Genomic DNA, 20840 nt, shown 5'->3' with positions numbered 1-20840 from the left:
CTGATTAGGGCCTGGCTCAGGCGGCCGGAACGTGCTCCGCGTAGCCCGCCTTCCGCAGGCCTTCGCGGAGTTTCTCCGCGTTGGCGTCCAGTTTCACGGGCTCGGGGTGCTGGTCCGCCGAGCCGAAGTCGAAGTCAGCCATCGAGTTGGACGGCCAGACGTGCACGTGCAGGTGGTTGATTTCGTAGCCTGCCACAATCAGCCCGGCCCGGGCCGCATCAAAGATGTCGACCTGGACGGCGCCGATCTTGCGGGCCACCTCCATGACCCGCCCGAGCAGTTCCGGGGAAGCGTCCGTCCAGCGGTCCACTTCCTCGGTGGGTACTACGAGCGTGTGGCCGTCGGCGAGCGGGCCCGCTGTCAGGAAGGCCACCACATTGTCCTCGCGCCAGACGAAGCGGCCGGGGATCTCGCCGTTGATGATTCTGGTGAAGAGAGTGCTCATACATCCGCCCTTTCCGAAGGTGACCCCAGGGTGCTGGCGTCCAAAACCAAACGGTACTTCACGTCGCCGGCCACCATGCGGTCATAGGCCTCGTTGAGCTGGTCCGCCCGGACCACTTCAACCTCGGACACCACGCCGTGTTCGGCGCAGAAGTCCAGCATCTCTTGGGTCTCGGCGATGCCGCCGATCAGCGAGCCGGCGTAGGCGATCCGGCGCGCGATCAGGGCCCCGGGGTTGACCGGCGGCATGTCCTCCGAGGGGAGTCCGAGCTGGAACAGGGCCCCGTCCAGGCGCAGGGTGCGGAAGTACGGGTTGAGGTCGTGGGGCGCGGCGACGGTGTCGATGATGACGTCGATGCTCCGGTTCGCGGCTTTCATCGCGGCCTCGTCGCGGGAGAGGATGACGTCGTCGGCACCGAGCTCGCGGGCCGCGGCGAATTTGGTCTCGGAGGCGGTGAACACCTTCACTTCGGCGCCCATCGCCTTGGCGAGCTTCACGGCCATGTGTCCCAGGCCGCCCAGGCCGACGACGCCGACGACGTCGCCCTCCTCGACCTCGAAGTGGCGCAGCGGCGAGAAGGTGGTGATGCCCGCGCAGAGCAGCGGCGCCGCGGCGGCGGGGTCGAGGCTTTCCGGGACCCGCAACACGTAGCGGCGGTCCACCACGATGGAGCTGGCGTAACCGCCCTGCGTGACGGTGTCCCCGTTGCGGTGGTCCTTCGCGCCGTAGGTCCCGACCATGCCGTTCTCGCAATATTGCTCCAGGCCGTCCAGGCAGCTGCCGCATTCGCGGCAGGAATCGACCATGCAGCCGACGCCCACGCGCTCACCGGGGGTGAAGTCGTCGACGGCGGAGCCCACCCGGGCGACCCGGCCCACGATTTCGTGGCCAGGCACGAGCGGGTAGTTCTGGGCACCCCATTCTCCACGGGTGGCATGGACGTCAGAGTGGCACAATCCGCAGAAATCGATGGCAATCTCGACGTCGTCTTCCTTCGGCGCGCGCCGGGCAACGGTCAAGGGGACGAGTCCGCTGTCGCTGGCGGTGGCGCCGTAAGCGGCTGCCCGGCGGGGCGCGTCAATGGCCTCGGACGGCGTGTCGAGAGTCGGGAGCGGCTGGGCAAAGGGCGGCGGTACGGGGCGTCCGGGAGTCATGTCTCGACGCTACCCCCGCGCGCCGGAACATGGCCAATCCCGAGCGCCCTTGGCGGACCGCGTTACCCACTCTTGGGCCGCTCCGTGGCCGATCCGATCCTTCCGGAATCCATACTCCGCCGCGACCACTCGTGTCAGGTGCTTCGGCGGTCCACATCGAAGGGCGTGAGGCCTGTTAATGTCACAGGTCACTGGAAGACTAATCCCATGGACGGCAATCGGGAGCCCGAAGTGGCTCGCAGCGCGGCAGCAGGAGGTGGAACTGTCACCGACGTGCTCCGTTCCCTGGGAGCCGTCCGCCTCTGCCACGCCGACGACGACGGCGGGGCCGGGCTGATCGACCAGCTCCGGCAGCTGGAGGATCTGAAGTCCGCCGCGGCCGCGCTGCAGGCCCGGATCACGGTCGCCTTCGCTGCCGCCCAGCGCCGCACCCGGCGCGCGCAGGGCGTTCCGGCGGCGGAGCTCGGCGCCGGGGTCGCGGCGCAGATCGCCCTGGCCCGGCGCGAATCCCCCGCCCGCGGCGGACGGCTCCTGGGCCTGGCGAAAGCCCTCGTCACCGAAATGCCGCACACCCTCACCGCCCTGCACACCGGCCAGCTCAACGAATGGCGCGCCACCCTCCTCGTGAAGGAAACCGCCTGCCTGTCCGCCGCGGACCGCTGCGCCGTCGACGGCCAGCTCGCCGCCGACACCGGCGCCTTCGCCGGCGCCGGCGACCGGGAGATCATCGCCGCCGCCCGGACCGCCGCCCACCGGCTGGACCCCCGCTCCGTCACCCAACGCGCCAGCCACGCCGCCACTGAACGGCACGTCAGCCTCCGCCCCGCACCGGACACCATGTGTTACCTCACCGCCCTGCTCCCCGTCGCCGAGGGCGTCGCCGCGTACGCGGCGCTGAGCCGCCACGCCGATTCGTTGCGCGCCGCCGGGGATCCGAGGGGCCGGGGCCAGCTCATGGCCGACGGCCTCGTCGAACGCCTCACCGGCACCCCCGGCGGGATCACCGGGATCGAGATCCAGCTCATCATGACCGACCGCACCCTCCTCCAGTCCGACTCCGAACCCGCCCGCCTCCCCGGCTACGGCATCGTCCCCGCCGGCTGGGCCCGGAACCTGATCAACGACACACGTGCCCAAAACGCTGCCGCCGGGGACGGCGGCACGCGGGACAGCGCAGGCGGAGGCCCGGCCGGTGACGGCGCAGGCGGAGGTCCGGCCGGTGACGGCACGAGGTCCGGCCGTCGCCGCGGGGACGGCACAGGCGGCGACAAAGAAATGGACATCTGGCTCCGCCGGCTCTACACCGCACCGGCAACCGGCAGCCTCATCGCGATGGACTCCCGCGCCCGGCTCTTCCCCGCCGGACTCCGCCGCTACATCCAGGCCCGCGACGACACCTGCCGCACCCCCTACTGCGACGCCCCGATACGCCACCTGGACCACATCATCCCCTGGCATCAAGGCGGCCCCACCACCAACATCAACGGCGCCGGAACCTGCGAAGCCTGCAACCACACCAAGGAAAAGCCCGGCTGGAAAGCCCAGCCACGACCCGGGCCCGCCGGCACGAACGAACTCAGACACAGACACGGCCTCGAACTCACCACCCCCACCGGCCACAGCTACCACTCCACCGCACCACCTCTGCCGGGCACGGCCATGACCCGGGACCCGGGCGGACCTCCGGACACGGCGGACCCCGCCGATGGACGCCACAGGAGGGAACTCAGACACCGCGCGAAAGCACAAAAACGGCCGCGCCCCGTGAGGCAGCCAGCCGCATAGCCGTTATCGCATAGCCGTTATGCCGAGTCCGCGGCAGTGCCGTCGGCATAGGGCGCCGGACCGGTCACGACGTCGTTCGAGGGATTGTTGGACCATTCGGAGAAGGAGCCCGGGTACAGGGCGGCCGGGAAACCGGCAATTTCCAGCGCCGCGATTTCGTGGGCCGCCGTCACCCCCGAACCGCAGTAGACCGCGGTGGAGACGTCCCGTGTCACACCGAGGCTGGTAAAGCGTTCGCGCAACCATTCGGCCGGCAGGAACCGGCCGTCCGCGCCGAGGTTGCCGGTGGTGGGCGCGCTCACGGCTCCCGGGATGTGGCCTGCGCGCGGGTCCACGGGTTCGATTTCCCCGCGGTACCGTTCCCCCGCCCGGGCGTCGAGCAGCAAGCCCTGCTGGCCCCAACTGGCCGCCCGCCCCGCGTCGATCGCGGGCATGGCACCGGCGGCCAGGACGACGTCGCCGGGCTCCGCTTGCCATTCGCCGCGTTCGACGTCGAATCCGGCGGCACGCCAGGCGGCCAGTCCGCCGTCGAGCAGGTAAACGTCCGCGAAACCCGCGTTCCGGAGCATCCACCAGAGCCTGGCGGCAGCCATGTTTCCGCTGTCGTCGTAGGCAACGACGACATCTCCACTGCGGACGCCCCAGGAGCGGACGGATGCCTGGAATTGCTCCAGGGAAGGGAGCGGGTGGCGGCCGCGGCTTGGATCCGCGGGGCCGGCCAGTTCGGTGGCGAGGTCCACGAAGACGGCGCCGGGGAGGTGCTCCGCCAGGTAATGTTCCCGGCCGTGCGGGTCACCGAGCGCCCAGCGCACATCCAGCAATACAGTGCGTCGGCCGGCATCCAGCCGGCCCTTCAGCGAATCTACATCCATGAGGGTCTGCATCCGCCAACTCTATCCGTGCGCGTCATCGTTGGCGCGCGGCCGCCGCGGGTAGGCTGGTGCGGTGATGAGAGAGCGCGCAAACGACCGGGCCTGGGCCGATGAAGCCATCCGCAGAATCAATGCCGAGAACAACCGCTCCGCCGACACCCACCTCTATTCCGTCCCGCTCCCGGAACATTGGGGAGTGCAGCTGTATCTCAAGGACGAGTCCACGCACCGTACCGGCAGCCTCAAGCACCGGCTGGCGCGCTCCCTGTTCCTTTTCGGCCTGGTCAACGGCTGGATCGCGGAAGGAACCACGATCGTGGAAGCGTCCAGCGGCAGTACGGCCGTCTCGGAAGCGTATTTTGCCCAGCTGCTGGGGCTGCCGTTCATCGCCGTGATGACCCGGACCACCAGCCGGGAAAAGATTGCCCTGATCGAGCAGTTCGGCGGGTCCTGCCTGCTGGTGGATCACGCGTCGGAGGTCTACGAGGCGGCCGCCGAACTGGCCAGGAGCAGCAACGGCCACTACATGGACCAGTTCACCTACGCCGAGCGGGCCACGGACTGGCGGGGGAACAACAACATCGCCGAGTCGATCTTCGGCCAACTCGCCTTGGAAGAGCACCCGATCCCGCGCTGGATTGTCGTGGGCGCCGGGACCGGAGGAACGAGCGCCACGATCGGCCGGTACCTCCGCTATCACCGCCACGATGCGGAGCTGGCGGTCGTGGACCCGGAGAACTCGGCGTTCTATCCCGCGTGGCTGGCCGGCGGCGATGTCGGCGCCGGTGCAGCCGGCGTCGCCGGGCTCCCGTCGCGGATCGAGGGCATCGGCCGGCCCCGGATGGAACCAAGCTTTGTCCCCACAGTGATCGACCACATGATCCAGGTCCCGGACGCAGCGTCGGTGGCGGCGATGCGTCACCTTCGGCATTTCGCCGGGTTGCACGCGGGCCCGTCCACCGGCACGAACCTCTGGGGCGTGTGGCAGCTCATCGCCGGGATGATCGCCCAAGGACGGCGCGGCAGCGTTGTGTCCTTGATGTGCGACGGCGGTGACCGCTATGCCGGCAACTATTACAACCCGGACTGGCTGCAGGCCCAGGGACTGGACCCCGAACCGTACGAGGCCGCCGTCCGCGAGTTCTTCGCGAGCGGGGTCTGGCCGGCCTAGACTTCCCCAAGGGGCCTCCGTGCGGGTTAGACCTCCACCGTGTCCCCGCTGGAGAGGTGGCGATATTCGGTGCCGTACTTGGCGCCGATCCGCGTCACGTGCCCCTCAACGAGGCCCAGCCCGTTCGGGTTGAGCAGGGCGTCGTGGATCGGGAACGCCTTGGGTGCCCGGACGCCGATCACGAAGTCCACCACCTCGCCCACCTTGTTCCACGGCGCGTGGATCGGCACGAGCAGGGTGCGGACGTCCACGCCGTCCGGTATCGCGAAGGAGTCCCCCGGGTGGTAGACGTTGGAATCCACCAGATAGCCCACATTCGCCACCACCGGAATCTGGGGATGGATCAGGGCGTGCTGGCCGCCGAAACTCCGGATGGCGAAGCCTGCGGCGTCAAACTCCTCGCCGGGGGCCACGGCATGGATCCGATCCGCAGCGCTGTCCGCCTTGCCGCGCAACTGCCCCGCGACCCCCGCCGGCGCGAAGAGCTGCAGCGAGTCGCTGCCCACCAGGGCGGCAACGACGGCGTCGACGTCGACGTGGTCCGCGTGCTCGTGCGTGATCAGCACGGCGTCCGCACCGGCCAGCGCCTGCTCCGTCTCCGAGAACGTCCCCGGGTCGAGCACCAGCACCTTGCCGTCCTTCTCGAGGCGGACACATGCGTGCGTGAATTTCGTCAGCTTCATCGGGCCAGCCTAGGGATCGGTCGTCGCGGTGTCCACGCCCCCGGCTGGTAATCTTGGACATTGCCAGCACTCCAAACGAAACCGACAGTGAAACGAGTTCCACAATGTCCCAGGGCGCCACAGCCGACGGCAACCGGACACCGGCCCCCGCTCCCGCCGCGGGTAAGGAACAGCGTGTCACCAAGCAGCGCCTCGCGGTCAGCGCCGCCCTGGACGAACTGGCAGACTTTGTCAGCACCCAGGAGCTGTACCGCATCCTGCAGGAGCGGGGCACCTCGGTTTCCCTTGCCACGTCGTACCGGATCCTGCAGTCCCTTGCCGATGACGGTCTGGTAGACGTCCTTCGGAGCGCCGATGGCGAGGCGGTCTACCGGCGCTGCGCTGTCACCGGCCACCACCACCACCTGCTCTGCCGCAATTGCGGGAAGGCCGTCGAGGTCGAGGCACCCGCGGTGGAAGCCTGGGCCGCGCGGATCGCCAAAGAGCACGGCTTCACCGCTGTGGAACACACCGTGGAGATCTTCGGGCTATGCCCGGAGTGCACGGCCCGGCAGTCCGGGATATAGCCAAGGTCTTACCGGCGGCGCGGCAACTCAGTCCCTGCTGAACCGGATGTGGCCAGCACCGACGCGGTCAACGGCGGGCCAGGTCCGGCGGGACAGGTCCGTCGGGACAGAACACCGCAGCGAAACGTGCGCACCGCTCACCATGCCTTGACATGGCGCCCTAGAGTGGTGCCATCACGCAGTGGTTTCCCGTACCGGGATTGGAGATTTCATGACAGCAATAGCCCGCCTGGCCGCAGTTTCCGTCGATTGTGCAGACCCCGCCGTGCTGGCGGACTTCTACCGACGGCTGCTCGATGCGGAAGTGTTCTTCGAGTCTGACGATTTCGTTGCACTCAAAGGTGCGGGAGTGATGCTGACATTGCAGCGCGTGCAGAACTACCGTCCGCCTGAATGGCCCGGGGACGTTTCACCCAAGCAGCTCCATCTTGAGTTTGCTGTTGACGATCTTGACGCTGCTGAACAGCAGGTTATTTCGCTCGGCGCCCGTCGCGCTGGCGTCCAGCCCTCGCCGGACCGCTGGAGGGTCCTGCTTGATCCGGCTGGGCACCCTTTCTGCCTGATGCACCCGATTCCCGGCGCCTGACCCCGTTCGGCGCCTGACCCCGTTCGGCGCCTGACCCCGTTCACTGTCTCAGGCCGCCGGGACCGGTGCGCCCCGCAGCACCCGCCCGTTCATTCCACGCTTGGCCCGGATGCCGCCGATGGCACGGCAGACCACGTAGATCAGGAACGACAGCGTGGTGACATAGGGGCTGATGGGGAGCCGGCCGCCGAGGGCCAGCATGATGCCGCCCACCGTCGCCGTCACGGCGAACACCACGCTGAGGAGCACCACCAGCCGGGGCGATGACGTCACCCGCAAGGCCGCAGCCGCAGGCGTGATCAGCAGCGCCAGGACCAGCAGCGCGCCGACAATCTGGATGGATAGCGCCACGCTGAAGCCCAACAGCAGCATGAATCCGAGGGCGAGGGCCCGGACCGGCACGCCCCGGGCCGCGGCGACGTCGGGATCGACACTTGCAAAGGTCAGCGGCCGCCAGATGGCGATCAGGGCCAGCATCACGACGACGGCGGCGACGGCCAGCACCTGCAGCTGGACGGTCCCGACAGACACGATCTGCCCGGTGAGCAGGCCGAACTTGTTGGCGGCGCGGCCTTCATACAGCGAAAGGAACAGGATGCCCAGGCCCAGGCCGAAGGGCATGAGCACGCCGATGGTCGAATTCTTGTCCCGGGCGCGGACCCCCATCAGGCCCAGCAGCAGGGCCGCCACCACCGACCCCAGCAAGGAACCGAGCACGACGTCCATGCCGATCAGCAGGGCGAAGGCCGCACCGGCAAAGGAGAGCTCGGAGATGCCGTGTACCGCGAACGCCAGGTCCCGCTTCATCACGAAGGTCCCGACCAGGCCGCCCAACAGTCCCAGGACAGCCCCGGCCCAGATCGAATTCTGGACCAGCGCGAGTAGTTCGCCGTAGTTCTCGAAATTGAAGATGGAATTGAGTATGTTCTCGAGGTCCATTAGCCGACCTCCCCTGCAACCGCGTGCGCATCCTCGTGGTGGTGCGTGGTGGCATCCGGAACGCCCACCACGACCATCCGGCCGTTGGCGTGGATGACTTCGACATGGCTGCCGTAAAGATCGGACAGGACCTCGGTGGTCATCACTTCCTCCGGCCTGCCCACGCGGAAGCGTCCGCCGGCCAGGTAAAGCACCGTGTCGACGTAGTCCACGATGGGGTTGATCTCATGCGTTACGAACACCACGGCGCTTTTCTGCTCGCGGCACTGGTTGTTGATCAGGCCGCTGACCGCCTGCTGGTGCTGCAGGTCGAGGGACAGCAAGGGCTCATCGCAGAGCAGTACTTTCGGGTCCGTGGCGAGGGCCTGGGCCACCCGCAGCCGCTGCTGCTCGCCGCCGGAGAGCTGCCCCACCGGCGCCTTGGCATAGTCTTCGGCACCCACGAGCTCGAGCAGCCGGTCGATCTTCCGGTCCGCCCGGGCAGCACCGAGGCGCACTCCCCAGCGGTGGCCGTCGACGCCGAGGCCGACGAGGTCGCGGGCACGCAACGGGGTGTCCGCATCAAACGATTTCTGCTGCGGGATGTAGCCGATCCGCCGGCTGCCGCGTTCGACGGGGCGGCCGTCGAGTATGGCCGTTCCGGAGCTGAGCTCCTGCAGTCCGAGGAGCACCTTGAGGAAGGTCGTTTTGCCGCTCCCATTGGGGCCGAGGACGGCGAAGAATTCACCGTGGTTGATGTCCAGGTCCAGGTTCTCCCAGAGGGTCCGTTGGCCGAACGTGAGGGACGCACCGCGGAGGCTCACTACGGGTGTCAACTTGGATTTCCTCGATTTCTGCGTGACTCGTTCTGCTCACGCTGTCCCGATAATCTTAGGCCCCGGCTTCCGGGCCCGGTCATTCCGACGGCGATGGTGGCCCGGGCTGTCCTCAGGACAGCGGCTTGCCGATGGCGTCCACGTTGTCCGCCATCCACTGCAGGTACGTCTTGCCGTCCGGCAGCGTCTCACTGAAGTTCAGCACCGGAACGCCCGACGCCGCAGCGGCATCCTTCAGCGCCACCGTTTGCGGGCCCTCGGTCTGCAGGTTGTAGGCCAGCAGCCTGACGCCGCCGGAGCGGACAAGGTCGACGGCGGACTTCAGCACGGCGGGCGGAACGTCCGAACCGGATTCAATGGCCGACATGTACTCGGCGGGGGTCTTGTTTTCCAGTCCGGCCGCCTCCAGCAGATACAACGGCACGGGCTCAGTGACGGCAACCGCCCCCGGGCCCGACGCCGCCTTGATCGTGGCCAGCTTGGCTTCAAGGCCGGCGAGCGAGTCCTTGAAGGCGGCCGCGTTGGTACGGAAGGTCCCGGCAGAGGACGGTTCCAGCTCGCCGAGCTTGGCGGCGACGGCGTCGGCGAGCCGTGCCATGGCCGGCAGGCTGTACCAGACGTGCTCGTTGAAGCCGGCGTGGTCGTGGCCGTCCGCGCTGGCGGTGCCTCCGCTGCCGGCGTCGGCGCTCTCCAGCCCGGAAAGCTCGACGGCGTTCAGCACGTTGGCCTGGTCCAGCCCGGTATCGTCCGCCAGCTTATGGATGAAATCGTCGTAGCCGCCGCCGTTCTCCACGACCAGTTCGGCCTTGGAAACCGCCAGCTTGTCCTGGGTGGTCGCCTCGTAGGAGTGCGGGTCCTGGCTGGTGCGGGTGATGACGGAGTTGACGCGCACCTTGTCGCCGCCGATGGTGCTGACGATGTCGCCGTACACGCTCGTGGACGCGACGACCTCAACGACCCCCTCCCCGGCGGTCCCCCGGGTGCTCCCCGCCGTCGGACTGCAGGCCGTCAGCATCACGCTGAGGCCGGCAACGGCGGTAACTATGGCACGGGCAGCAGGACGACGCACGGGGAACCTCGGATCAGTTATTGAGAATCAGGAGCATTAGCAACAGCCACGAGTCTATCCCTAAATGGGAATCATTCCCATTTAGGGTAATAGCACGCCGCTGCCTAGTCCTGGCCGAGCCGCCGGTAACCGGTGGCCTGGGTGGCGTCCCGGATCTCGCCGACGAGCTGCTCAATGACGTCCTCGAGGAACAGGACGCCCTGAGTGTGCCCGTCCGGCCCGATCACACGGGCGAGGTGCGAGCCCGTCCGCTGCATGACGGACATGGCCTTCTCGATCTCATCGTCCATTGAGAGGTTCGCCAGGGAACGGATGCGACTTTCGGCGATCGGCTGGTGATAGGCCGCGTCGGGGATGGACAGCACGTCCTTGATGTGGAGGTAGCCCGAAAGCATGCCGTCGTCATCGAGCATCGGAAATCGGGAGAAACCCGTCCGGCTCACAGCCTTCTCGAACTCCACCGGCGTGGTGTTTGCCTTCAGCATCACGAGCTTGTCGAGTGGGACCATCACGCGGGACGCGGTGTGTTCCGAGAACTCCAGCGCACCGGTGATCAGCCCGGCGTCGTCATCCACCAGGCCATGACGGGTGGATTCCTGCACAATCGACTGGACTTCCTCCAGGGTGAAGGAGGAGGTGACCTCGTCCTTCGGCTCGATCCGCATGAGCTTGAGGATGTGGTTCGCGGACCAGTTCAGGGACACGATCACCGGCCTCACCGCCCGGGCGATGAACATCAGCGGCGGCGCGAGAAGCAGGGCCGCCTTGTCCGCGACGGAAACCGAGATGTTCTTCGGGACCATTTCGCCGAAGGTGACGTGCAGGAAAGTGACGGCCAGCAGCGCGATGGCAAAGGCCACGACGTCGGCGATTTCCACCGGGATGCCCACCGCCCCGAGCGGCACGGCCATCAGGTGGTGGATTGCCGGTTCCGCAACCTGCAGGATCAGCAGGGAGCAGACCGTGATGCCCAGCTGGGCGCAGGCCAGCATCAGGGAGACGTTTTCCATCGCCCGCAGGGTGGTCTGCGCGCGCTTGGACCCGGCCTCGGCCAGCGGCTCGATCTGGCTCCGCCGGGCGGACATGACCGCAAATTCCGCCGCCACGAAGAAGGCGTTGCCGACCAGCAGGACGACGAGCCAGAGAATTCCTACCCAGTCGCTCATGCGGCACCGACCTGGCCGGACTTCTGGTTCTCGCCATGGTCCTCGCCGTGGTCTTCGCCGTGGTCCTCGCCATGCTCCTGGCCGTGGGCGCGGGCGGGCTTGAAGCAGATCCGGTCGATCCTGCGCCCGTCCATGCGGGTCACGCTCAGCGTCCCGCCGCCGACCTCGACGGCGTCCCCCACGGACGCGATGCGGCCCAGCTGGCTCATGACGTACCCTCCCACCGTTTCGTAGGCAGCTTCGTCGGGCACGGTCAGGCCCGGGATCTGTTCGGAGAGTTCATCGGGACGCAGCAGTCCCGGGAAGTACCAGTCCCCCGAGGCGCTCTGCAACAGCCCCGGACGGACCTTGTCATGTTCATCGGCCACTTCCCCGACGATTTCCTCCACGAGATCCTCGAGCGTGGCAATGCCGGCGGTTCCGCCGTATTCGTCGAGGACCACGGCCAGCTGGAGGTTGCCTTCGCGCAGTTCCGCCAGCAGGGCATCGAGATGGATGGTTTCCGGCACCCGGAGCACATCGGTCATGATGGCGCCGGCCTCCAGGTTGGCGCGCCGGTCAGACGGCACGGCGATGGCCTTCTTGATATGCACAACGCCACGGATGTCATCGGAGGAGTCCCCGATAACAGGGAAGCGCGAGTAGCCCGTGCGCCGGGCGGCTTCCACGATGTCCGAGACCGGCTGGTCGGCGTCGATCGTTTCGACGCGGATGCGGGGCGTCATCACGTCCGCCGCCGTCCGGCCCGAAAACTTCAGCGTCCTCGCGATGAAGTTGGCGGTCCCTGCGTCAAGGGTTCCCATCGCCGCGGAGCGTCGGACAAGGGATGCCAGTTCGGCCGGAGTTCGGGCGCCGGAGATTTCCTCCTTGGCCTCAAGTCCGAAGACGTTGAGGACCTTGTTGGAGAAGCCGTTGAGCACCACGATGGCGGGTTTGAAGATGGCTGTGAAGACCAGCTGGGGTCGGGCGAGGGCCTTTCCGATCGGAAATGACAGCGCAATGGCCATGTTCTTCGGCACCAGTTCGCCGATCAGCATGGAGAGCAGGGTGGTCAGAGTCATCGCGACCACCAGCGAGATGGAGATGGCCGCGGCTTCGGGGACCCCGACGGCGGCCAGCGGCACTTCGAGCAGCTTGCCGACGGATGGCTGCATGACGAATCCGGTCAGCAGCGTGGTCATGGTGATGCCCAGTTGGCAGCTGGAGAGCTGCGTGGACAGGGACTTGAGGCATTTGAGCAGCGGTGCGGCAGCAGGATCCCCGTTTTCCACGGCCCGCTGGACGGTGGACTGGTCGAGGGCGACCAGGGAGAATTCAACGGCTACGAAGAAGCCCGTGCCGAGGATGAGCAGCAGGCCTACTGCCAGAAGGAACCATTCCATTTAGCGGCCTGCTTCCGGAGCAGCGGCACAGTGTGGGTGCTCGTGGAATCGGCCCGGCGGAGGATGGTCGGCATGAGCCGACCCTGTTTCCTGGAAGGCTCCGGATGGGTGTGGGGCCGGAGAATGATGGGCGCGTGAACGGGGTTTGCCGGCTCTGCGGGTGGACTGCGCGGTAACGTTTTCCGTTCTCCGCTGACAGCCCCCAGGCCGGCACCTAGATTTACTGTCCATGAGAAGTTCAGTCTACAGGAGCGGCTGCCGCCGGCCGTCACGTGACGGCCGGCGGCCGCTTCAGCCGGCAGTGCACATCACCAGCTTTGCGGAACCGGACGGCCCTCCTCGTAGCCCGCAGCGGACTGGATCCCGGCGACGGCGCGTTCCCGGAAGGCGGCCAGATCTGCCGCGCCGGCGTAGCTCATGGAGCTGCGGAGCCCTGCGGTGATCATGTCGAGCAGGTCCTCGACGCCGGGGCGGGCGGGGTCCACGTACATGCGCGAGGTGGAGATGCCCTCCTCGAACAGGGCCTTGCGGTCCTTTTCGAAGGCACCCTCGCGCTGGTTGCGGTTCTGGACGGCCCGGGCCGAGGCCATGCCGAAGCTTTCCTTGAACTGCCTGCCGCCGGCATCCAGCTGCAGGTCCCCCGGGCTCTCGTGCGTGCCGGCGAACCAGGAGCCGATCATGACCTGGCTGGCCCCGGCCGCCAGGGCCAGGGCGACGTCGCGCGGGTAGCGGACGCCGCCGTCGGCCCAGACCCGGCCGCCGGCCGCGCGGGCGGCGGCGGAACATTCCAGCACGGCGGAGAACTGCGGACGGCCCACCGCCGTCATCATCCGGGTGGTGCACATGGCGCCGGGTCCGACGCCGACCTTGACGATGTCTGCCCCGGCCTCGATGAGCTCCCGGGTCGCGTCGGCGGTGACCACGTTGCCCGCCACCACCGGAACGCCGGGATTGAGGCCCTTGACCGCGGCCAGCGCGTCGAACATTTTCTGCTGGTGGCCGTGCGCAGTGTCGAGCACCAGGACGTTGACTCCGGCGGCGAGGAGCTCCGCCGCCCGTCCGGCGACGTCACCGTTGATCCCGACGGCGGCGGCCACCTTAAGCCTCCCGGAGTCATCCAGCGAGGGCCGGTACAGGGTGGAGCGCAGGGCTCCCTGCCGGGTCAGCACTCCGCTCAGGACACCGCCCTGCTGCACCGGCGCGTAGTCGGTGCCGGCGGCGTCCATCGCGTCAAAAGCGCGGCGGAGTGCCGCTTCCGGTCCGGAGCCACTCCCGCCGTCGAAGGCGCCTTCGAACAGCGCCGCGTCCAGCACGAGCGGCTGGTGCCGGACCACAGAGGCCAGCGACGCGAAACGGTCCTGGCCCTCGCAGTCCGCCGCGCGGATCACGCCGGCCACGGCGCCGGCCTCGTCCACGACGGTCACGGCGCCGTGCGGCCGCTTGCCCATCAGGTGCAGCGCGTCGATGACCGTGTCAGCGGGCGAGAGCGTGACGGGCGTCTCGAGGACCGCATGACGGGTCTTGATCCAGGCGGTGACGTCCCGGATCACCTCGAGCGGCACGTCCTGCGGCAGGACGGCGAGTCCGCCGCGGCGTGCCATGGTTTCCGCCATCCGTTTGCCGGTCACCGCCGTCATATTCGCGGCCACGAGAGGAATCACCGAGCCCGTTCCGTCGTCTGCGGCCAGGTCCACGTCCAGCCGCGAGGTGATATCGGAACGGGAGGGCACCAGGAAGATGTCCGAATACGTCAGGTCGGTGGTGGGCTCAGTCAGAAATCGCACGCTTCTCCTTGGTAGGCACTCTCAGTGCTTAGGGTTCTTCTTGCGATTCTAGGCGAGCCTTCGCCTGCCTGCGTAGTGGCTCCGGATGCTGCCCTGGGAGGCGACTTCGCGAACGTTCCCGATGACTTCATGATTTGAGTCGACCTTATTGGCGGTTTGGGAAGAATCGTCACTAGACTGGCAGGGGTCTGGGTTCACTGGACGCGGAGACTGGTTCAATCGTCGTGCTGATGCACCGTGGAAGCCAGTGGGAATCAAACTCATGGAAGAGGCGTATTTCAAGTGCCAGAGCAGCCTAGCCACCGTCTACCAGAGGAATTTGGCGGAAACGAGTGGCTCGTTGACGAACTGTACGAGCGTTACCAGCAGGACAAGAACACGGTTGATGCCAAGTGGTGGCCGCTGTTCGAATCCTTCGACGCCGGCGACGGTTCCTCCACCAACGGGACCTCGGGTGCAGCGCCTGTTGCGCACCCGGCCACTCGCGAACTTCCTCTTGTAGCTCCTGCTGCCGCATCGCCGGCGGTACCTGCGCCGGCAGCCCCGGCTCCGGCCGCTGCTCCTGCTCCGGCCCAGGCCGCTGCTCCCGCCGCCGCCCAGAGGTCCCCGGCCACTGTCGCCCGGGACGGCGCCAAGACCACTAAGACCACTGAGGCCGGCGCCGGCACCCAGCCGATCCCGGCCCAGCTGCCCAAGAACATCAAGGCCCCGACCGCACCGGAAGAGGACGTCGTCTCCGTCCTCCGCGGCCCGGCCAAGGCCATCGCCACCAACATGATCACCAGCCTGGAAGTTCCGACCGCCACGAGCGTCCGGGCGATTCCGGCGAAGCTGCTGATCGACAACCGCGTGGTCATCAACTCCAACCTCGCCCGCGCCCGTGGCGGCAAGGTCTCCTTCACGCACCTGATCGGCTACGCCGTCATCCGTGCCCTGTCCCAGTTCCCCTCGATGAACGTCTACTACGACGAGGTCGACGGCAAGCCGGTAGCTGTCCAGCCCGCGCACGTGAACTTCGGCATCGCCATCGACATGCCGAAGCCGGACGGCACCCGCCTGCTCATGGTGCCCAACATCAAGAAGGCGGAGACGCTTAACTTCTCCGAGTTCTGGCACACCTACGAGGACCTGATCAAGCGTGCCCGCGCCGGCAAGCTGACCGCGGACGACCACTCGGGCACCACGGTCTCACTGACCAACCCGGGTGGAATCGGCACCGTGCACTCTGTGCCGCGACTGTCCAAGGGCCAGGCCGCCATCATCGGCGTCGGTGCACTGGATTACCCGGCGGAGTTCCAGGGCGCCAGCGAGAAGATCATCGCGCAGAACGCCATCAGCAAGGTCCTCACGCTGACCTCCACCTATGACCACCGCGTCATCCAGGGTGCCGGCAGCGGCGAGTTCCTCAAGCTCGTGCACCAGCTCCTGCTGGGTGCCCAGAACTTCTACGACGACATCTTCGAATCCCTGCGCATCCCGTACGAGCCCGTGCGCTGGAGCCCGGACCTGCAGGTGGACCCGGCGGACGAAATCAACAAGGTCGCCCGGATCCAGCAGCTGATCCACGCCTACCGCGTCCGCGGCCACCTCATGGCGGACACCGATCCGCTCGAGTACGTCCAGCGCAAGCACCCGGACCTCGACGTCCTGACCTACGGCCTGACCCTGTGGGACCTGGACCGCGAATGGCCCACCGGCGGCTTCGGCGGCAAGCCGATGCTCAAGTTCCGTGACATCCTCGGCGTCCTCCGCGACGCCTACTGCCGCACTGCGGGCATCGAGTACATGCACATCCAGGAACCGGCCGAGCGCAAGTGGTTCCAGGACCAGATCGAGCACAAGTACTCCAAGCCGAGCCGCGACGAGCAGCTGCGCATCGTCTCCAAGCTCAACGCCGCCGAGGCCTTCGAGACCTTCCTGCAGACGAAGTTCGTCGGGCAGAAGCGCTTCTCGCTCGAGGGCGGCGAATCCCTGATTCCGCTGCTGGACGCCATCATCTCCGATGCGGCCGACGACCAACTCGACGAAGTGGCGATCGGCATGGCCCACCGCGGCCGGCTCAACGTGCTCACCAACATCGCCGGCAAGACCTACGCCCAGGTCTTCCGCGAATTCGAAGGCACCCAGGATCCGCGCTCCGTGCAGGGCTCCGGTGACGTGAAGTACCACCTCGGCACCGAGGGCACCTTCAGCTCGGACAACGGCAAGGAGACGAAGGTCTACCTCGCCGCCAACCCGTCCCACCTCGAAGCTGTGGACTCCGTCCTCGAAGGCATTGTCCGCGCCAAGCAGGACCGCCTGGACCAGGGCGAGGCCTTCCCTGTGCTGCCGATCATGGTGCACGGCGACGCCGCCTTCGCAGGCCAGGGCGTGGTGGCGGAAACGCTCAACCTCTCCCAGCTGCGCGGCTACCGCACCGGCGGCACCATCCACATCGTGGTCAACAACCAGGTCGGCTTCACCACCGCCCCGTCGTCGTCGCGCTCCTCCACCTACTCCACGGACGTCGCCAAGATGATCCAGGCACCGGTGTTCCACGTGAACGGCGATGACCCGGAGGCCGTGGTCCGGATCGGCCAGCTCGCCTACGAGTTCCGCCAGCGCTTCCACAAGGATGTTGTCATCGACATGGTCTGCTACCGGCGCCGCGGGCACAACGAGGGCGACGACCCCTCGATGACGCAGCCGCTGATGTACAACCTGATCGAAGCCAAGCGTTCGGTGCGCAAGCTCTACACCGAATCCCTGATCGGCCGCGGTGACATCACCGAGGAAGAAGCCGAGCAGCTGCTGCGCGACTACCAGGAACGCCTGGAGCGCGTCTTCGCGGAAACCCACGCTGCCCAGACCTCCCCGATTCCGATCATCACGGCCGATTCCGCTGCGGTCTCGGACCTCGAGCGACCGATGGCCCAGCAGGCGGACACCGGGACCAACGCCCCGGCCTCAACCGCGATTTCCGCCGAGACGCTGGCCCGCATCGGCAAAGCCCACACCGAGATTCCCGGGGGCTTCACCGTCCACGCCAAACTCAAGCAGCTGCTGGAGAAGCGTGAGCAGATGTCCCGCGAGGGCGGCATTGACTGGGGCTTCGGCGAGATCGCGGCCTTCGGCTCGCTCATCATGGAAGGCGTCCCCGTCCGGCTCGCCGGCCAGGACTCGCGCCGCGGCACCTTCGTCCAGCGGCACGCAGTCTTCCATGACCGTGCCAACGGTGACGAGTGGCTGCCCCTGGCCCACCTGTCGGACAGCCAGGCCAAGCTCTGGATCTACGACTCGCTGCTTTCGGAATACGCCGCGATGGGCTTCGAATACGGGTACTCGGTGGAACGACCGGACGCCCTCGTGCTCTGGGAGGCTCAGTTTGGCGACTTCGTCAATGGTGCGCAGACCATCATCGACGAGTTCATCTCCTCGGCCGAACAGAAGTGGGGCCAGCGCTCCTCTCTCGTACTGATGCTGCCGCACGGCTACGAAGGCCAGGGGCCTGACCACTCCTCCGCCCGGATCGAACGCTTCCTGCTGATGTGCGCCGAAGAGAACATGATCGTGGCCAACCCCACGACGTCGGCCTCGCACTTCCACCTGTTGCGCCGCCAGGCGTACAGCCGGCCGCGCAAGCCGCTCATCATCTTCACCCCGAAGCAGCTGCTCCGCCTCAAGGCCGCAGCGTCTTCGGTGGAGGACTTCACCACGGGTTCCTTCCGGACGGTCATCCCCGAGCACGAGCAGCTGCAGGCGGACGCCGTCGAGCGGGTGCTGCTCGTCTCCGGCCGCCTGTACTACGATCTGCTGTCCACCCGGCAGAAGACCGAGGACACGACGACGGCGATCGTCCGGGTCGAGCAGCTCTACCCGCTGCCCGCCGCCGAGATCGCCGCGGAGCTGGCCAAGTACCCGAACGCCGAAGTTGTCTGGGCACAGGACGAGCCGGCCAACCAGGGTCCGTGGCCGTTCATCGGGCTCAACCTGCCGGACGCCCTCGACCGCCAGGTGCGCCTCGTGTCCCGTCCTGCCTCGGCTTCCACCGCGGCGGGGTCGATGAAGCGTCACTCGGCCGAGCAGGACGCCCTGCTCAAGCAGGCATTCGCACGTAAGTAGGGTCATTGCTTGCCCGGCCGGAGATGGAAACACGCAACTCCGGCCGGGCAGCTTTGTTTAACCGTCTGTGTTTAATTGACGCCGTCTAAATGACGCTGATCAGTTGACGCTTTGGACTGAAGAGGTAGTCGTGGAAGATCGAAAGCTGCGGATCGCAGCCGTTGGCGATGAACTGCTGGCCGGGCTCGGTGATCCCCGCGCGCTGGGCTGGCTGGGCCGTGTGCTGGCCCGCACGCCGCAGGACGGCCTGGTCATGGAAAGCTACTCCCTGCCGTGCCCGCAGGAAGGCACCGAAGGGCTGGCCGCGCGCTGGCTCGAGGAGGCCGGCCGCCGCTTCAGCGCCCACCACGAGAACCGCCTGGTGATCGGGCTCTCCGGCCGCGACATTGAATTCGGGCTCTCCACGGCCCGCAGCCGGCTGAACCTGGCGAACATCCTGGACTCAGCCTCGCAGAACAAAATCGAGGTCTTCGTCGTCGGGCCGCCGCCCACGCTCGATCCGACGCAGAACCGCCGGCTGGGCGATCTGAACACCGCGTTCGCCGATGTCACCACGCGCCGCAAACACCTGTATGTGGACACCTTCTCGCCGCTCTTGAACCACGAACAGTGGCGCCAGGACCTTGCCGCCAACGGCGGCACCCCCGGCCAGGCCGGCTACGGGCTGATGGCGTGGCTCGTGCTGCACCGCGGCTGGTTCCAATGGCTGGGCATGGACGCGCCGGAGTAGACCAGCGCCGCCCCTCCTCCCCTCCAGGCAATCTTGCGATATATCTTGACCGTGACGAAGAGGCGATATAGCGTGGCATCCATAGACACGATATATCGTAAACGCCTCGCACGGCCCATTCCCGGAGGAACCATGGAAGAGAACACCTGGACCGTCACCGGCCCGCAGACCATCGACGTCGACGGCGTCAGCTCGCTCAAGCTCGGCATCGTCCGGGGGCGCTTCGACATCGTGACGCACGACGAGGACGTCGCCCGGCTCGAGGTATCCGAAATCTCCGGGGATCCGCTCTCCGTCACCCTGGTCAACGGCCGGCTGGAGGTTCGGCACCAGCTGCACGGCCCGCAAGGCTGGTTCAAGAACCTCATGGGCACCGTCAACAACAACAGCAGCAATTCCGTGGTCATCAGCATCGCCCTGCCGGCCGGCGTCGAGGTCGAGGCGGGCACCGTCAGCGGCGACGGCATGGTGTCCGGGATCAGCGGCCATACCCGTCTGAACACCGTCTCCGGCTCCGTCCTCGCCGACGGCACCTCCGGGAACCTGTCCGTCAATACGGTCAGCGGCGAGGTCATCGCGCGCAACCACCACGGTGTGCTGACCGCCAAGAGCGTCTCCGGCGAAGTCACGGCCTCCGGCGAGTTCAGCAACATCCGCGCCAACACCGTCAGCGGCGATCTCAGCTTCGATCTGCACGGTTTCACCCAGGACTTCGGCGCCAACTCCGTCTCGGGCGACGTCACCATCCGGCTCCCCCACGACGTCGGCGTGGACATCGTCGCGAAGTCCGCCAGCGGTGCCGTCATCATTGACGAGCAGAAGTACACGCAACCCGGCGGCACCGTGCAGACCATCGCCGGCCCCGACACCCACCTCATGCTGGTCCGGACCAACTCAGTCTCCGGAAAGACCTCGATCTTCCACGGCCAGCCGACCACGGATCCCGAAACGGGCCTCTGATGCCTCCCGTCTTCGCCCACGGCGCGTTGCGGCTGTATCTGCTGGCGCTGCTTGAGTCGGGCCCCAAACACGGCTACGAACTCATCAAGGCCCTCAGCGAACGCTTCGGCGGGACCTACTCCCCCAGCGCCGGGACCATCTACCCCCGGCTCGGCAAACTCGAGGAGGAAGGGCTCGTGGCCACTCAGCCAGAGGGCCGCAGGACCAACTACTCCATCACCCCCGCCGGGCTCGTGGAACTCAACAGCCGCCGGGACGAACTCGCCGGCGTCGAGAACGACATCTCTGCCTCGGTCCGCCGGCTCGCCGACAATCTGCGGCAGGACATCCGCGTCAACATGCGGGGGCTCAGGGCGGACCTGGCCGCGACGGCAGAAGCCGCACGTTCCACCGCCCGCTCTGCGGGACCAGCATCCCGGGCCGCGGCAGGCCCGCGCTACTCCCAGGAGGGCGACCGCCGGCTGAGGGAAGCGGAGATGCTGGTCCAGGCCTTCCGCGACGACATCCGGGTAGAGCTGCGCCGCCACGGCAGCCGCAACCCCGTCACTCCTGTCACCCTGGAGACAGTCAGGACCGTGCTGGACCAGGCACGGATCTCCATCCGCAATTCGCTGGACAGTTGAGCGGCAGTC

Annotated in this window: 18 protein-coding genes; 8 read left to right on the top strand and 10 right to left on the bottom strand. The window is 67.3% G+C overall.

Translation table 11 applies throughout. From position 1 onward, the window contains the following. Positions 1-16: 16 nt before the first annotated feature. Positions 17-445, bottom strand: coding sequence for an HIT family protein (locus tag ACVWZ8_RS14610; RefSeq protein WP_456505017.1), 429 nt, complete (start codon positions 443-445; stop codon positions 17-19). Further along, complete coding sequence (locus ACVWZ8_RS14605) at positions 442-1599, bottom strand: NAD(P)-dependent alcohol dehydrogenase (protein ID WP_456505016.1); 1158 nt, start codon at positions 1597-1599, stop codon at positions 442-444. The genes ACVWZ8_RS14610 and ACVWZ8_RS14605 overlap by 4 nt, the downstream gene beginning before the upstream one ends. Before the next feature lie 207 nt (positions 1600-1806). Here ACVWZ8_RS14605 and ACVWZ8_RS14600 point away from each other — a divergent pair, with 207 nt between their 5' ends. Then, entirely contained in the window at positions 1807-3384 is a 1578-nt protein-coding gene (locus tag ACVWZ8_RS14600) for a DUF222 domain-containing protein (protein WP_456505015.1), read from the top strand. 17 nt (positions 3385-3401) lie between these two features. On the opposite strand, the gene ACVWZ8_RS14595 is transcribed toward ACVWZ8_RS14600, so the two are convergent. Continuing rightward, on the bottom strand, positions 3402-4268 hold the full coding sequence (locus ACVWZ8_RS14595; RefSeq protein ID WP_456505014.1) for a sulfurtransferase: 867 nt from the start codon (positions 4266-4268) through the stop codon (positions 3402-3404). A gap of 64 nt (positions 4269-4332) precedes the next feature. On the opposite strand from ACVWZ8_RS14595, the gene ACVWZ8_RS14590 reads away from it, so the two are divergent. Beyond that, entirely contained in the window at positions 4333-5427 is a 1095-nt protein-coding gene (locus tag ACVWZ8_RS14590) for a PLP-dependent cysteine synthase family protein (protein ID WP_456505013.1), read from the top strand. Positions 5428-5453: 26 nt separating this feature from the next. On the opposite strand, the gene ACVWZ8_RS14585 is transcribed toward ACVWZ8_RS14590, so the two are convergent. After that, positions 5454-6110, bottom strand: coding sequence for an MBL fold metallo-hydrolase (locus tag ACVWZ8_RS14585; protein ID WP_456505012.1), 657 nt, complete (start codon positions 6108-6110; stop codon positions 5454-5456). Positions 6111-6214: 104 nt separating this feature from the next. Here ACVWZ8_RS14585 and ACVWZ8_RS14580 point away from each other — a divergent pair, with 104 nt between their 5' ends. Together ACVWZ8_RS14580 and ACVWZ8_RS14575 are read left to right on the top strand one after the other, a co-directional pair. Then, positions 6215-6676 (top strand): Fur family transcriptional regulator, encoded by a 462-nt coding sequence (locus tag ACVWZ8_RS14580; RefSeq protein WP_426978629.1) that lies wholly within the window; start codon positions 6215-6217, stop codon positions 6674-6676. 181 nt (positions 6677-6857) lie between these two features. Next, a complete protein-coding gene (locus tag ACVWZ8_RS14575) occupies positions 6858-7262 on the top strand; it encodes a VOC family protein (RefSeq protein WP_456505011.1) in 405 nt (134 codons plus the stop codon). Between the two features lie 48 nt (positions 7263-7310). On the opposite strand, the gene ACVWZ8_RS14570 is transcribed toward ACVWZ8_RS14575, so the two are convergent. The 6 genes from ACVWZ8_RS14570 to guaB1 form a co-directional block, all read right to left on the bottom strand. After that, positions 7311-8201, bottom strand: a complete 891-nt coding sequence (locus tag ACVWZ8_RS14570) for a metal ABC transporter permease (RefSeq protein WP_456505010.1) — start codon at positions 8199-8201, stop codon at positions 7311-7313. Further along, entirely contained in the window at positions 8201-9016 is an 816-nt protein-coding gene (locus tag ACVWZ8_RS14565; RefSeq protein WP_456505009.1) for a metal ABC transporter ATP-binding protein, read from the bottom strand. Before ACVWZ8_RS14565 ends, ACVWZ8_RS14570 begins: the two co-directional genes overlap by 1 nt. A gap of 112 nt (positions 9017-9128) precedes the next feature. Continuing rightward, the gene (locus ACVWZ8_RS14560) at positions 9129-10085 is read right to left on the bottom strand and encodes a metal ABC transporter solute-binding protein, Zn/Mn family (protein ID WP_456505008.1); all 957 of its coding nucleotides are present in this window, start codon (positions 10083-10085) and stop codon (positions 9129-9131) included. 104 nt (positions 10086-10189) lie between these two features. Further along, complete coding sequence (locus tag ACVWZ8_RS14555) at positions 10190-11251, bottom strand: hemolysin family protein (RefSeq protein ID WP_456505007.1); 1062 nt, start codon at positions 11249-11251, stop codon at positions 10190-10192. Beyond that, positions 11248-12633, bottom strand: coding sequence for a hemolysin family protein (locus ACVWZ8_RS14550; RefSeq protein WP_456505006.1), 1386 nt, complete (start codon positions 12631-12633; stop codon positions 11248-11250). Before ACVWZ8_RS14550 ends, ACVWZ8_RS14555 begins: the two co-directional genes overlap by 4 nt. A 308-nt stretch (positions 12634-12941) precedes the next feature. Further along, positions 12942-14417: a GMP reductase gene (gene guaB1, locus ACVWZ8_RS14545; RefSeq protein ID WP_456505005.1), complete on the bottom strand. Its 1476-nt coding sequence runs from the start codon at positions 14415-14417 to the stop codon at positions 12942-12944. 282 nt (positions 14418-14699) lie between these two features. Between guaB1 and ACVWZ8_RS14540 the strand changes: the two genes are divergently transcribed. The 4 genes from ACVWZ8_RS14540 (at position 14700) to ACVWZ8_RS14525 (ending at position 20831) form a co-directional block, all read left to right on the top strand. Further along, positions 14700-18518: a multifunctional oxoglutarate decarboxylase/oxoglutarate dehydrogenase thiamine pyrophosphate-binding subunit/dihydrolipoyllysine-residue succinyltransferase subunit gene (locus tag ACVWZ8_RS14540; protein ID WP_456505004.1), complete on the top strand. Its 3819-nt coding sequence runs from the start codon at positions 14700-14702 to the stop codon at positions 18516-18518. A gap of 130 nt (positions 18519-18648) precedes the next feature. Continuing rightward, positions 18649-19248 carry a GDSL-type esterase/lipase family protein gene (locus ACVWZ8_RS14535; protein WP_426978639.1) on the top strand — a complete coding sequence of 200 codons (600 nt, stop codon included), beginning with the start codon at positions 18649-18651 and terminating at the stop codon, positions 19246-19248. Between the two features lie 132 nt (positions 19249-19380). Then, positions 19381-20208: a DUF4097 family beta strand repeat-containing protein gene (locus ACVWZ8_RS14530; RefSeq protein ID WP_426978640.1), complete on the top strand. Its 828-nt coding sequence runs from the start codon at positions 19381-19383 to the stop codon at positions 20206-20208. Beyond that, positions 20208-20831 carry a PadR family transcriptional regulator gene (locus tag ACVWZ8_RS14525; protein ID WP_456505003.1) on the top strand — a complete coding sequence of 208 codons (624 nt, stop codon included), beginning with the start codon at positions 20208-20210 and terminating at the stop codon, positions 20829-20831. The genes ACVWZ8_RS14530 and ACVWZ8_RS14525 overlap by 1 nt, the downstream gene beginning before the upstream one ends. Positions 20832-20840: the final 9 nt, after the last annotated feature.

Source organism: Arthrobacter sp. UYCu723 (genome assembly GCF_054059215.1).
The sequence above is the reverse complement of the archived record's forward strand: the minus strand, read 5'-3'. Positions and strand labels throughout refer to the sequence as shown.